16 protein-coding genes and 1 pseudogene are annotated in these 13,433 nt (G+C 34.6%); 5 read left to right on the forward strand and 12 right to left on the reverse strand.

Annotated features, from left to right (window positions below; translation table 11 throughout):
• Window positions 1-3: 3 nt before the first annotated feature.
• Entirely contained in the window at window positions 4-885 is an 882-nt protein-coding gene (locus OPR52_RS01510) for a DMT family transporter (RefSeq protein WP_264373742.1), read from the reverse strand.
• Window positions 886-1,317: 432 nt separating this feature from the next.
• On the opposite strand from OPR52_RS01510, the gene OPR52_RS01515 reads away from it, so the two are divergent.
• From OPR52_RS01515 to OPR52_RS01525, 3 genes are all read left to right on the forward strand, one after another.
• Window positions 1,318-2,790, forward strand: a complete 1,473-nt coding sequence (locus OPR52_RS01515) for a hypothetical protein (protein WP_264373741.1) — start codon at window positions 1,318-1,320, stop codon at window positions 2,788-2,790.
• A gap of 8 nt (window positions 2,791-2,798) precedes the next feature.
• The gene (locus OPR52_RS01520) at window positions 2,799-4,895 is read left to right on the forward strand and encodes a PD-(D/E)XK nuclease domain-containing protein (protein ID WP_264373740.1); all 2,097 of its coding nucleotides are present in this window, start codon (window positions 2,799-2,801) and stop codon (window positions 4,893-4,895) included.
• Window positions 4,896-5,367: 472 nt separating this feature from the next.
• The gene (locus OPR52_RS01525) at window positions 5,368-5,628 is read left to right on the forward strand and encodes a DUF6444 domain-containing protein (protein WP_264373739.1); all 261 of its coding nucleotides are present in this window, start codon (window positions 5,368-5,370) and stop codon (window positions 5,626-5,628) included.
• On the opposite strand, the pseudogene OPR52_RS01530 reads toward OPR52_RS01525, so the two are convergent.
• The 8 genes and pseudogenes from OPR52_RS01530 to OPR52_RS01555 all read right to left on the reverse strand — a co-directional run bounded on the left by OPR52_RS01530 (window position 5,623) and on the right by OPR52_RS01555 (window position 9,961).
• Window positions 5,623-6,467, reverse strand: a pseudogene (locus OPR52_RS01530) (IS630 family transposase). The gene OPR52_RS01525 and the pseudogene OPR52_RS01530 sit on opposite strands and share 6 nt — an antisense overlap.
• 88 nt (window positions 6,468-6,555) lie before the next feature.
• Window positions 6,556-7,388, reverse strand: a protein-coding gene (locus OPR52_RS01535) for an IS5-like element ISWpi1 family transposase (RefSeq protein ID WP_265038309.1) whose coding sequence is annotated in 2 segments (ribosomal slippage) — window positions 6,556-7,019 and window positions 7,019-7,388 — 834 coding nt in all. Because the reading frame shifts where the segments join, the coding sequence is not laid out codon by codon here.
• Window positions 7,389-7,415: 27 nt separating this feature from the next.
• Window positions 7,416-7,475, reverse strand: a complete 60-nt coding sequence (locus tag OPR52_RS07590; RefSeq protein ID WP_406833392.1) for a hypothetical protein — start codon at window positions 7,473-7,475, stop codon at window positions 7,416-7,418.
• Between the two features lie 8 nt (window positions 7,476-7,483).
• The gene (locus tag OPR52_RS07595; protein ID WP_082941406.1) at window positions 7,484-7,696 is read right to left on the reverse strand and encodes an ankyrin repeat domain-containing protein; all 213 of its coding nucleotides are present in this window, start codon (window positions 7,694-7,696) and stop codon (window positions 7,484-7,486) included.
• A 3-nt stretch (window positions 7,697-7,699) separates the two neighbouring features.
• The gene (locus tag OPR52_RS01540) at window positions 7,700-7,831 is read right to left on the reverse strand and encodes an ankyrin repeat domain-containing protein (protein ID WP_265017781.1); all 132 of its coding nucleotides are present in this window, start codon (window positions 7,829-7,831) and stop codon (window positions 7,700-7,702) included.
• Between the two features lie 407 nt (window positions 7,832-8,238).
• Window positions 8,239-8,613 (reverse strand): helix-turn-helix domain-containing protein, encoded by a 375-nt coding sequence (locus tag OPR52_RS01545; RefSeq protein WP_007549999.1) that lies wholly within the window; start codon window positions 8,611-8,613, stop codon window positions 8,239-8,241.
• Window positions 8,614-8,635: 22 nt separating this feature from the next.
• Window positions 8,636-8,965 carry a helix-turn-helix domain-containing protein gene (locus tag OPR52_RS01550; protein WP_007549995.1) on the reverse strand — a complete coding sequence of 110 codons (330 nt, stop codon included), beginning with the start codon at window positions 8,963-8,965 and terminating at the stop codon, window positions 8,636-8,638.
• Window positions 8,966-9,016: 51 nt separating this feature from the next.
• Entirely contained in the window at window positions 9,017-9,961 is a 945-nt protein-coding gene (locus tag OPR52_RS01555) for a hypothetical protein (protein WP_265038310.1), read from the reverse strand.
• A 177-nt stretch (window positions 9,962-10,138) separates the two neighbouring features.
• On the opposite strand from OPR52_RS01555, the gene OPR52_RS01560 reads away from it, so the two are divergent.
• Window positions 10,139-11,221, forward strand: a complete 1,083-nt coding sequence (locus tag OPR52_RS01560; protein ID WP_065094948.1) for a hypothetical protein — start codon at window positions 10,139-10,141, stop codon at window positions 11,219-11,221.
• A gap of 188 nt (window positions 11,222-11,409) precedes the next feature.
• Here OPR52_RS01560 and OPR52_RS01565 read toward each other — a convergent pair whose 3' ends face one another.
• From OPR52_RS01565 to OPR52_RS01575, 3 genes are all read right to left on the reverse strand, one after another.
• The gene (locus tag OPR52_RS01565) at window positions 11,410-11,772 is read right to left on the reverse strand and encodes a helix-turn-helix domain-containing protein (RefSeq protein WP_065094947.1); all 363 of its coding nucleotides are present in this window, start codon (window positions 11,770-11,772) and stop codon (window positions 11,410-11,412) included.
• A 1-nt stretch (window position 11,773) separates the two neighbouring features.
• Window positions 11,774-12,109: a helix-turn-helix domain-containing protein gene (locus tag OPR52_RS01570; protein WP_065094946.1), complete on the reverse strand. Its 336-nt coding sequence runs from the start codon at window positions 12,107-12,109 to the stop codon at window positions 11,774-11,776.
• 102 nt (window positions 12,110-12,211) lie between these two features.
• Window positions 12,212-12,871 carry a JAB domain-containing protein gene (locus OPR52_RS01575; protein ID WP_265038311.1) on the reverse strand — a complete coding sequence of 220 codons (660 nt, stop codon included), beginning with the start codon at window positions 12,869-12,871 and terminating at the stop codon, window positions 12,212-12,214.
• Window positions 12,872-13,238: 367 nt separating this feature from the next.
• Between OPR52_RS01575 and OPR52_RS01580 the strand changes: the two genes are divergently transcribed.
• Entirely contained in the window at window positions 13,239-13,433 is a 195-nt protein-coding gene (locus tag OPR52_RS01580; RefSeq protein WP_264722905.1) for a hypothetical protein, read from the forward strand.

Here is a 13,433-nt window from a genome sequence, read left to right on the forward strand (position 1 = left end):
CCATTAACAATGAGAGTCATAAACTTTTGTTGTTACATTATTTTGCTTAATTGCCTTACTTTCCGAATAAATTATAAATAAGGTTGAAGATATTAATATCAAAGTACCATATAAAGCACTTTTATCAGGTAATTCATTAAATATAACGTATGTTACTATTGCAGAAATTATTAGCTCTATGTACCTATAAGGTGCAAGTGCAGTAGCATCAGTAAGAGTAAAAGCTTTTAAGATAAAGAGCAAAATTAGATTTGAATTAATTCCCAGAATCAGCAGTAATACTAATTCCAACAAGGAAGGCATATGCCAATAAAATAACAAAGGTGGAGTAGAAAAAATAGTTGTCGTTAGAGCTGAATAAAATAACATACTTATTACTGACTCTTTTATCACAAGTTTCTTATTAAGTATGTCTAATATAGCAAAGATTAATGCAGATACAATAAAAATAAGAATTTTAGGATTAAAGTCTTCACTATGAGCTTTGATAGTAATAGCAATACCAACAAAACCAATAATAGTTACTATCCATCTTTGCCAAATTATATTTTCGTTTAGTAAAGGGATTGCAAGAAGTATAACAAATAATGGTACAGAAAAACTTATAATCGTTGCAGTTACTATGGGGAAAGTACTCAATCCATAGGTCCATAAGACCGTTCCACAAAACAATAATGCACCTCTAGTTATTTGAATAGATATTTGACTTGTTTTAAAAGCTTCTATTCCATAGTAAAACATAAAAGGTACAAGGGTAATAGTGGTAAACAGAAAGCGGAAAAAAATTATTTCAAAACTCTGAAGATGTAAACTTAGATATTTTGATATAGTATCATTAGCTACACTACTAAATAAGCTAAGTATAAACCAGATAACCCCAAACAAATAACTCTCAGTCTATAATCCATAAAGCTTCTGATTTAATAGATATGATGTACTCATATAATTTTACTACAAAACTAATAATATAAAAGTTTTCTGATGTATGGTCCCAGAATGTGATCGTGAGGGTTAATTATAAATAATTCGGGAAATTTCGTCTCTGTAGACATATTAAGAACTACGTAACGAATGTTTATATTTGTGAGTAATAGTAAGGTTCAAGGTAAGGAAAATGCTAGTGAGGTAGAGTAGAATAACGTTGATTTGATAATTTAAGCTCATCTTCCCTCTTGCTACATCTCTCTTTATATCTCCTCTTTTGCAGCAGGTCTATACTTACTGCTTAAATTTAGGTGCACACTAATTTTTCGATTTGTATATTATTCTAATGCTTGTATAATACCTTCATTGAATATTTGATTTTGAGGTAATTAGATGCCAAAAAGTAAAACTAAACGTGGAACGGAAGATTTGAAGGGTAATGCAGGCCCAAGCAAAAGATCTCGTCTCAGTTCTGATTCTGAAGAAGATAAAGAGATTATCTCTAGCAAAGTAATAAGTAAGCTGAAGGATGTTGTTAAAGGTGATAGAACTTCAGCTATTGAGGAATGGGTCAAGGCTCACCCTGTAACAGTAGAGGGTCTAACCGTTGAGCAATCGGACCTCTTATGTAATGCGTTTCGTGATGAATCTTGTTGGTCAGGTATAGAGTTAAATCCTGCTAGATTGGTGAAAGAGTTGGCCAGGTTAGATATATTGGATCCTTTTGCTATCTATGAAATAGCATGTATTGAATGTGTGAAGAGTGAAATTAGGCAACTATTCAACAAGATGTTGGAGTCTTTTAAGCTTGATTTATGTCATAAAGGCGCGAGTAAGGAGAATCGGGAGTTGGCTGCCAACGACAAACTTGCAAGAGTTGAACTGTTGCGCTTTGTAGAGAAGGATGACCATGTATTCAGTTTCTGGATTGATGAAAAATCAGGTGACCTCAAAGAAAATATAGAAGCAGAAGATGGATTTAATAAGGCTGTAGATTTCAAGTGGAGTAAGGGAGTGGAACACTTCTATAATCTTCTATGTTCTGAAAAAAAATTAGGGAAAGAAGGGCGAGAAAAGTTGCTAGTTTCTGCTATTGCAAAATTATCTCCATTTCAATCTAGCTATAAACTTGCTGCTACCTTAAATTCCCTTCTAGGTAAAGTCATAAGCGCGAAAGTAGATCATAAGTCACTGCTCGGGCTACCGAATAAGAAAGATAGGGGTGTTATCTATCGTCCTCTTAGTTGCTTAGTAGAGCACGGTTTTCTTTGCACAACTAAGTATGTTATCCAGTACTTGAGCGAGGGATGTTCAAGATCTGAAGTAGAGAAAATGCTTTCACCTAGAGGATATGCACATCTTCTCTCATCGCTTTCATTTGTTGTAGTTTCTAAAGATTATGACTTGGATAACAGGAATGAAGCAAGGTCAGCTATTAGCAGTCTTTGGAGATCTAGCGTATTTAACCAAAATAAAATAAATGTTGTTGATTCTTTTAAAGATAGGATTGCTTTTGTTGCAATGGAAAATGCAATTTCAAATTTGATTGTAGATCAGGAGAACAGCAAGAATACTCAAAGTGCTGGCGATGGTGAAAAAGTTGATTTGGTCTTGAGTATTTTAAAGTTTGCTAAAGATTGTTGTTCAGACAAAAGCTTTAAATCATTAAAAGAGAGGATAGCAAATAGTTTAGATAAAACAAGGAATTCTAAGATGATAGATGCAACTAGCTCCTGCAATTTAATAGAAGAGTTGTGTAAGTCGGCAAGAAATTTGAATTTATCCTCTGCTAGCACTGAAGTTCCTCAATCCACGTTAGCAGGCACTAGTGTTAGTGGTTCGCCTGTTGTAGTTATTAACAAGTAGGAGTGTTTATGCATGGTAATGATGAAGATGATGAATTAGTTAGGGATTTATTAAATGGAAATTGTACTGAGTTCAGTGGGAAGTTTGAGGATTTTTTAAACAATTGTCCATCTTTTTTGCATTCTGCTAATAAGCACGGCTTTTTTCCTGCATTCTTCTTTGGCATGTTTGCTACTGCACATGATTCTAGTATTGCAGATCCAAATGATGAAAGAATTTATTTTCGTTTTGACGGTTGTGGAAATCTGAAAGTTGCAGTTCTTACTAATGAAGAAGATAGAAGAATAGTAAGGTGTTATACTATTGCTGATAATGAGAACAGCCCTGGGTCAAGGTTTAGTGCAGAAGAGAAGCAGCAGGTAGAAGAAAATCTTCCACAAGAATTACAGGAAGATGAGGATCTGGACTGGGAAGAGTATAAAATATTTCGATTTGGAGAGGAATGTAGGCATTTTGATGAAGGACACAGTTTCCCTCAACGTGATGAATATGAAGCACCAGTTTTTCACGAAATTAACCCAATCAGAGCACCAGGTGAATTGTTAGACCTGATGAATGAGTTGGCAAATGATAACGCAGGAGAAGTGCGTACTAATGTTAAAAGGATTTTGCAATACATTGTTGATATACATGATGAACATGAAGGTAGCTTAGTGTTCGGTGCAGAGTCTGATTACCACGGTTTTCTGTGTGGTTTTTTAGTAAATTTTAGATACCGGTCTGTGGCTGGTGTCTACCCAGAGCTACTCATAGGAAAAGGTTATGCAGATGTTGTTTTGCTTGTTCGTGGTGTTGATCAGGCAAATGATTCAGTTCCAGTTATAATTGAGTTGAAGGTTGGTGATGAGGAAGGGTTAGAACAAGCTAAAGATTATGCTAAAAGTTGTTCTGTTTCGTCTTTGCCTATTCATACCTCATCACCAAGTGCTGTTTGTGTAGCGTTAAATTTTCAATTGCGTGGAGGTGATGGTCTACGAACTTCTGTGCAGGCCTTTTCAGAAGGTGGTCTTTCCTTAATACCGGGGTTACTACATCCTCATGGAAATGAAGTTATTGGGAGTGTAAAACGTTTTTCACAACCCATAGAATCAGAGTTCACTCAATCACCTCATTGTGACACTTTTTCCTGTATGTCATCGTTTTTCTTGGGAAATGTTTTGTCCACAGCCGATCTTTTAAGAGTAGCTGGTAGACGAAGGGTAGTAACGGTTGACAAGTATCTATTTAACTGCTCTCAAAGAGAGAGAATGAGACGTATAGGTGGTAGGGGAAATGCAGCAGAAATTGTAAGGCATACGTTAACTCTAGCTCTATTTGTATCAAGTATTGGTTTTGTTGTGCTTCACATTTTTCGTCATTTGAAGTGGCAGACTTTGCCAGATAAGGCATTGGACCTATCGTTACTACCTCAAGCCACAGGTGATGCTAAGGTACGTGAGGTGCTTTGTAAGGTGGATGCCCAGAATCATCTACAAGTGGTTTCTGCAAGGAAGTTTAAATCACTACGTGCTTACTCACGTTCTCATAGAGAAGGTTATTTTGAGGGTAGGTTCTCAGAACAAATGGGTAACGTTAGGAACTTACATCAATTTGCAGATGAATTGATGAGTGCTGCGCCTAATTTTGGTAATGATGGTAATGTGAATGGTGAGTACAGGGCTAGGTATGAAGTTTTATTTAACGAGATTTCTCGTCTGTTGTCTCCGTTATTAAATGGAAACCGTCTACTCGTGAACAATGAAGCTAAATTTCAGGCTTTGTTGCGTGGGATATTTCAAAGTTGCGGTAATCCTGCCAAGGTAATTATTGAGTTCCAGCTACAGAGAGGAAGGAAAATAGACCTAATATTATCAAAATCTGCGGAAAATGATGATACTCATCCAATTGGAATAGAGTTGAAGTATGCTAACACCGCAGAGCAAGTTGAACGAAAAAGGGTGGAGGCAAATCGACAGTTAAGTGAATATGAATTTTGTGGAGGATGCAAGCGTATTACTGGGGGAGATGCGATGGTTTTGTTATACGCTATATTGAATGCTATAGAACAAGAGCAGGATCTGATATTGATTGGTGGGCTTCGTAGAGCATCTGGGTTTTCTAGATGACTTGTAACTAATAAAAGTACCAAAGATAAGGTTGTTTATGGGTAAAATTATGCATTAAGCTAGAGTGCGTTTGAGTAAGGTTGGAGAAAAAGCAAGGTCTTTTAGCAAGAAAATTTGATTTATGTTTTCTTAAGTTAAAGTTAACCTGATGAAGTTTGTACAATTTATTGTTGGAGTTTTTTGTTCTATTTTTACTGTAAGTTCAATCTGCTCTATCTTTGGTCTTTTTTTCTTAGTTTTGCAGCAAGTCTAATATTTTTACTACTTAATGGAATAACTTGCAGAAAGTGGAGATATAATGCTAAGGCAGAGGAGCTCAGACAGTTGCCTTAAAACAATAAAGAAATAGTAAAGGCAAAAAGATACCTTGCATAGTTCGAAAGCTTTTCTAGTAACCGTTCACGATATAAGAAAGTAGTTTACAAAAATGGTATAGTGGTATAGAGAAGATAAGCTAGATAGAGAGGGTTTAATGATAGAAGTGCTGCAAGAGAAGATTGTGGTGTTAGAGTCAGAAAATGCCGATCTGAAAGCAGAGATAGAAAATCTTAGAAAGGAAGTAATAGAGTTACAAGACAAGCTGGGTTTAAATTCAAAAAATTTATCTCTACCACCATCACAAGATGTAAAAAAACAAAAAAGAAGAGTAACAGGAATCCAGGAAGGCAACCAGGACATGAAGCGCAAAAGCGAGAGTTATAGCCCTTTCCATAATAGTCCCAAAAAGTCATAAGAAGGAAGAATCAACAGCATGATGAAAAGATGTGAATAGAGGAATGTTTTTCCTAATTCTGTTTTTTATAGCAAACCAATGATGCTCAATTTTGTTAAAATCGGGAGAATAAGGCGGTAGATATAAAATTTCTGCACCAACTCCTTTAGCAAGTTCAGTAATCTTATTAGACTTATGAAAAGTAGCATTATCAAGGATAACAGTTTGTCCAGGTTCCAAAATCGGTGTCAGGAACTGCTCAAACCATTTATTAAAGATATTCATATTGTAGTGGCCTTCAAAGGTTACCGGAGCAACTATCTTTCTTCCACTTAAGCATGCTGATTCGTTGAGTTTTCTTGCCAGATTTTAGGGCATAAAACCGCTGTCCCTTCTGGCAATATCCATAAGGGTAGTCTTCAGTGTTATCAATGCCAGACTCATCTATATACACTAATTCTTTAGGTTCTTTTGTCGCTATAACCTTTGCAAATTGAGCTCCTCATTTCTTTCTTTGTACCCGTAGGTCTTTTTTTTCTTGTGAATCCTATATTTTTAAGTGCTCGATGAATTGTTTGTCTACTAATATTGCCCCAAAGCTTAGCCATCTCTGACTGAGTTTTGCTACCTTGTTCATTTGCAAATTCGGCAAATGCATTCCAGTCGGTAATTTTATGGTTATAGCCCACGCTTCCAGGCTTTTTTGACTGAAAATCTCCCGTTTTCTCACGTCTTTTCTTCCACTCATATAAAGTTGTTTTTCCGATCTTAAATCTCTTGGCAACAGTTTCTCCACTCTCTCCTTCATCCAACGCTTCCATTACCTTTTTCCTTAAGTCATAACTATATGCTACTGGCATCCTTACCTTCACTACTATAAATCCATATCTTACTCTTTTTGGACTATTATGGGAAGGGCTATAAGAGGTTGTCCGGAAACAAGTAAATTCAAGCATATTCCCTCTTTAACATAACCCTACTCATAGCTAGGTATATGAAATTCTCAGTGGATGTTGTGAGTAAATCATACTCCTTCGATAGCCTTCTATTCCTATTAACCCAAGCAAAAGTCCTTTCTACAACCCATCTTTTTGGCTGTACTTTAAACCCTTGTTCTCTTGTTGGTAGTAGCTCAGGTGGCGTATCTTTGTGCACCCAAAATCTACATGGAGGCCTTTTAACAATTTCAATATCTATGTCATATTCTTCCTTTATGTGATTCTTTAAATTTCTTCCTTGGTATCCCATGTCAGCCCACATTTTTTTAACTTTAGTATATTTTGTTCTCATATTGTTTAATGCTATTTTAATACCATCTCTATCATTTTCGTTAGCAGCGCCTACGTAACAACCTAGTATAAAACCCTGAGTGTCTGTAATTATATGCCTTTTTCTACCCTTTACTTTTTTACTTCCATCATAGCCTTTGATCCCCCCTTTTCTGTAGTCTTTACAGATTGACTATCTACTATACAGGCACTCGGCTGCTCATTCCTTCCTATTTTTCTTCTACTATATTTTGTAATTTCATAATTCATTTTCTCAAAAATTCCCTGCTTCTTCCATTGCCTGAACTGCTCATACACAGTCTTCCATAGCGGAAAATCATTTGGTAAATACCGCCATTGACACCCTGTACGCAATACATAGAAAATTGCTTCTAATATTTCTCTTTTGCTATACTTTGGCGGCCTTCCTCCTTTCTTGTATGATACTCTGAAGTGTTTTTCTATTCTTGCCCATTCCCTTTCGCTTAGATCTGTTGGATACTTTTTTCTCATCTTTACCCCGTACTAAAATTTCAGATATTATAGCCTTTTACTTGTTTCCGGACAACCTCTAATATCAATTCTTGCTCCTTTTTCTATGAGAAATTCTACAGATGGTAAATGTCCTTCCTTGGCAGCATAGTAGACTGATCTGTAGTTTTAGAATTATTAATAAATGATTCTTGTTGTTGCTTTTCTATTAGAAGCTTTACAATTCCTAGATATCCTTTATTGGTAGCATAATGCAAAGGAGTCCAATTGTTTTTACCTTTTGTACCAACTTCTACTCCCTGATTAAGAGAAAACTTTACAATATCAATATTTCAAAAATCAGCTGCAATATGAATAGGCTTGTTTTCGTCATTAGTTTTAGTGTTAAAACTTACACCTTTATTATTTACTAAAAATTTTGTTACTTCTAAGCTATCAAACTTAGCTGGATGATGCAAAGCCATCTTGACCAAAAAATCATTCCCCTATCTCGTTCTTATCATTATGCCTTATACCCTGTATTACACCTTCAGATATAGTCATTTCTAACCTCCAACATCCTTGCTAATAAACCCTCACTAAAACTGCCGAAAAGACTTTATAAGTTAATATTCTAAATCTCAATATTTTATGGTGCAGGTTTTTATTTTTAAAACATTATATAGCCTTTCTTATAATAGTCCGAATGCGATAAGATATGTGTTTATGGCTATAGCAGGCCAGTAGCATATTACGGTCTGTTCGGATTATTGTAAAAAGAGCTATACTTTGTGTAGGGTATAACTACACGCATCAAAGTGAAAGAAAATCAAAAGCAAAATGATGAAGAAAATGAAAGTTTAAGTTTTCTTCAACGATTCAAGGAGAGAATTTATGCTTTAAAGCCTGTATTAGCAAGAGCCTTAATCACTAAATGAACAATGTCACGCAGAGTTTCATCCTCAATTTTTCTATATTCCCTCACTAGCCTTGATATTTCTTCGCTGCCTACATCGCTATGGAAGGCCTTATCATGTAAGTCTTCAGAGGCTTTGGTAAAAAAATACGACATATCAACCGATAGTACTTCTGCTAATTTATATAACCTATCAACTACAAGCCTAATCTCTCCGCTTTCATATCCTTGTACATGCTGAAATGAAATTTCAAGCTTTTTTCCTAAGTCTCTTTGACTAAAACCACACATTAGCCTTCTTTTCCTTATTCTTTCCCCTATTTGTTTATCGATAGGATGTTGTATAGTCATTTTACGTATCAGATAATATTAACTATGTATTATCACTTTGAGAAAAAGATTTTACCAATATATAAACTGCACTACGTAACCTTTTGCTCTTAATTTCGTTATATCCTTTGACTAACTTTAGTATTTCTTCATCATAAGCTTCATGTGAGTCAGTATGCATATCAGTAAAAAAGTTAGCAACATCTATCGATAGTGCTTTTGCTAAATCATATAATCTACTGGCCAAAACACAATTTGAACCATTTTCGTACTTTTGTATCTGTCTATACGAAACACCTATTCTCTTTCCCAATTCGGTCTGTGTCAAAGCACGATCTAACCTAAGTTGTTTTATTTTTTTACCTAATTGCACTTTTCACCTCTTATTCAAATTTACAACAAATTTTATGAAGTGGAAAAAAAGCTAGCAAAGTAATTGCTTTAATAATTTCTGCCTCTCGCTAATTAAATCGTTTGGCCTTACGTATTTTTTCTCAATTTCCCTCATCTCTTTTTCTCGTTCTGCAATGCTATTTCGTATTACTTCAGCCGAATATCTGCTTTTGCCACATGCAAACTCTGATCTTAATCTTCTAACCTTATATTCGAGCTCAGCAAATCTTTCATGCTGCTCAAGAAGCTCTATCATGTGTTTGATTTCAGAATTTAGCTTTTTTTCCTCAACATCTCTCACAATAAAAGAAAGCAGAAGCTTATCTATTTGGTAATCAATATTTGGTTGAGTAGCAAATAGATTGATCATAGCTTTTACATCAGTAGGATTTGCAACTAATAAGCTAAAATTACTACATAAAAAACTATAGAACTTTATCGTCTTCACAAGATAATTTTTCATATCTTGTGATAATTGCAATTCTTTGTGAATTCCTGACAGCAATATTTTCAATTCTTCCAAGTATTCTACATCAAAATTACCTACTTCTGTAGGTAAAAGGATCATTAGCAGCTTTTTTACAAGCTCAACATCATTTGATTTTACTGCATTATAAAGAGCTTTATCCTTATCTTCTTTTAAATCATAAAGCTCTGACGAGTTATCTATGCTGAATAGATATTCAGTATTTCCCTGAGGAGAGTAGATTAAAATGTCCACTTCTCTTAGCGGGTGGTCATCATTAAACTTTTCTAGTAACGGCTTATCGGTGGTTTCCTCTATTGCTACAGCAGCTTTACTGATCTTTTTCAGTTCAGAAACATTATCTCTTGAATTTTCAAGTATGTCTTTAGCCTTGTCTAGCAGCTGCTCATATAGAATTATTTTTTCTTCATTATCAAGTAGCTGACAATGCTTCTTCAACTTTTCAGTGGAGTAAGACAAGAGATCCATTTCTTTCAGTTTTACAATCACAATACCCAACTTTGATTGAAATTGAAATAATTTTTACAAGATGTGTTTTTCTAGTGTAAATGCCCGCAAAACTTGTTATTATAACATACAGTAAATCAATAAGTCGTATAATATTAACAATTAAATAATATTTATCACGATATGATCGAATAGTAATGAAATTAAGTGAGGGTTACAATGAAAAAAATAAATGGTAAAAAATTGTCTAGTAAAATGTTAAAAGCGGTAGAGCGAATAGCAAAAGAAGGGTTATTACCTAATTTTATAAAAGCTGCTCCAACAGCGAATAAAAAGATTAGTAAATTACCTGTCTTAACATATCCTGAGGAGCTCAATCCATTTCGATCAGCTTTATGCAGGATAAGACTAAGTGAATATGAAAATATGAAACTAAATGAATTCCTGGAAAAAGCTATTGCAGCTAAAAATATAAACGAGTTAAGTAAAGTTATCGATGAAGCTTTGGACTTAGGAATAAGAATAAATGCTGCCAATGAAGATGGCTTTGGCTTCGCTAACGTTACAATGTTTAAGATGTATCGTGATGAATTCAAAGGGAATAAACAAGAGGATATAATCAGGAAGTTAGCATTAAATGGAGCAGATTTTAATGTACAAGTTGATAAGAAAATAACTGAAATTCATCAAAAGGTGCAAAAAGAAATTGAGCCACAAATATATAGTAGGCTCACAAAACTCAGGGAAGTTGGAGAGAACGCTACTATAGAAGGAACTGTTGAAAATGTAGAAATCGATAATAAGACCTTCTATATGGAATTTTCACATAGCTGCATAGTTGATGTTGCTAAAGTTGTAGAAGGTGCAAAAAATTTGGGCTTAAGTAAAGGAGACTTAAACCTTGGTGGCAATATTATAAAAATAGGTGATGGTGAAGTTGAAGTCAAAACTGGGAAAGGCGGTGAAAGAGACTACGTGGATATATCGGATAACAGTGCTTTTGCAGTCACATTTTATACTAGCCTAGGAGAGCTAAATTTAATGGTATACCATGACACAGCAGACTATAATCAAGTACAAATTGAGGTAGAAGATGAAGAAATGTGGAACGAGTTGCAAGAAATAGGAGAAATCGTAGGAAAGGGTTGTTTATTTGGTGGAATGTCTGTTAAAGAAGCAGTAGAAAAAGGCTGTTTTACTAGATGTGGAAGGTGGGGCGACCAAAATTCTAAAAGTAGTGAGACCTTTTCTTGGGTGAATAAATTAAAAGACAACAAAACGACATCCGTAGGACGTTCTTGATTGGAGACAAGTGGCTATGTGAAACATAGCCACTTGTCTATCAGAAATAAATAGTAAACAATTTAACTATTACAAAGTAAAGTAGTTTTTAAAACTTAATCAAATTTACCATAAATAATTTACTTTAATTAGTATTGCTTGTAGAAGTGTTTTATATTATAAAAAATACCTGAACTTTAAAATTTGTACTATTTGTTAGCAAGAGCCTTTATCACTGAATGCACAATATCACGCAATGTTTCATCTTTAATTTTTCTATATTCTCTTACTAATCTTGATATTTCTTCGCTACCTACATCACTATGGAAGGCCTTATCACGTAAGTCTTCAGAGGTTTTAGTAAAAAAATATGACATATCAACTGACAAAGCTTCTGCCAAATTATATAATCTATCAACTACAAGCCTTACCTCTCCAGTTTCATATCCTTGTATATGCTGAAATGAAATTTCAAGCTTTTTTCCTAAGTCTCTTTGGCTAAAACCACACATTAGCCTTCTTTTCCTTATTCTTTCACCTATTTGCTTATCGATAGGATGTTGTATGGTCATTTTACGTATCAGATAATATACTTTGAGAAAAAGATTTTACCAATATATAAACTACACTACGTAACCTTTTGCTCTTAATTTCATTGTATCCTTTAACTAATTTTAATATCTCCTCATCATAAGCTTCATGTGAGTCATCATGCACATCAGTAAAAAAATCAGCAACATCAATCGATAGGGCTTTTGCTAAGTCATATAGTCTACTAGCTAAAATGCAATTTGAACCATTTTCGTACCTTTGTATCTGTCTATATGAAACACCTATTCTTTTTCCTAATTCAGTTTGTGTCAAACCACAGTATAACCTAAGCTCTTTTATTTTTTTGCCTAATTCCACCTTTCATTACTAATTTTAGCTGTTCAAGCTTATATTGAATTTTTTAATTTATAAAGTGAAAAAAAGAAGGAAAGTTGGAGAACTTTCCTTCCGGTCTACAGATTACAATAAACCACTGTCATAAAAACTAAAGTGGCTTTTCTGTGTTACGATTATATGATCTATTAATTTCATTCCTACATTTTCACAGGTTGCAGCTAATGTAAGTGTGTTATCCTCATCCTCCTTTGAAGGTTCTATATCTCCACTTGGATGATTGTGTGAAATTGCAACAGATGCTGCATCAATCAGTAATCCTTGTTTTATTATTTCCCTGACATACAGAGGTACTCTGTCTATAGTTCCACAGTCTTGAATATACTCATATATTAAATGATCACTTCGATCTAAGTATATTACTTGTAAGCTTTCCTTTCGTGACTGCCCTATTGCTGCTTTAAAGTATTTTAGTAGCTCTTCTCTATTATCAAGAATTGACAATTTTTTTAACTTACCTTTCAGTATCCTATCAAAAATCTCTTTCAGACAAAAGATACTTGCTATTGCTCCATCGTTCATTCCTGTAACATTTTTTAGCTCATAAAAATCAGCATTAATTACCCTTCCTAAACTACTAAAGAGCTCCATTAGCCTTTTAGCGACTTCTCTTCCTTCTGCACACGCAGATAGATTACGTTCCAGTAGCTCATGGTCAAGTAAAGACCTACCTCTACTTGATAGAATACGAGTTTCTAATTTCTCTTTTCTCTCACTATTATTCATAAAAACCTCCAAGATCAACATTATATACAAATTCAGCGCCAGCTTTCTGACGCAGTAGTTCTCGAGGAATAACCCTTTTGAACTCTAAATTTGCAATGTTGTCCTTGTTGCTTGGGCACTGGGATGACACCCTTCTTAGTTGGGATGCCATTCTATGTTAGAATGGCTACTAAGGCGACAAGAAAAAGGAATTTTACTCTTTTTGGTACCTCTTTCTTGTCATTCCAGCGCGTGACGCTGGAATCTAGAAAACTGAATTTTATGAAAAAGAGTGAATAAAATTTTTTGAAAAAAAATATAAAAAAGTGCTTGCACTTAATTTTATTTTGAGTATATTAATTACATAATATTTTTACTGGAGGGCAATATGCCAAATGATAATGGTAAGGAAAGGTTCAAGGGAGAAAAAGAATGGGATGAGCGGAATGAGGGACCAGGTGGTGGACAATTGCTGGGAGTTAAAGGAGCAAGGCTTGATGATCATCGTGAAAAAGCCAAGGAGATAGAAGAAAGGAGGCGTCAGTCTGAGCAAAAAAATAATCCCGGTGGTCCTAGACGTTAA

The sequence above is a fragment of the Wolbachia endosymbiont (group A) of Hylaeus communis genome, from assembly GCF_947251915.1.
Lineage (GTDB): Bacteria > Pseudomonadota > Alphaproteobacteria > Rickettsiales > Anaplasmataceae > Wolbachia > Wolbachia pipientis.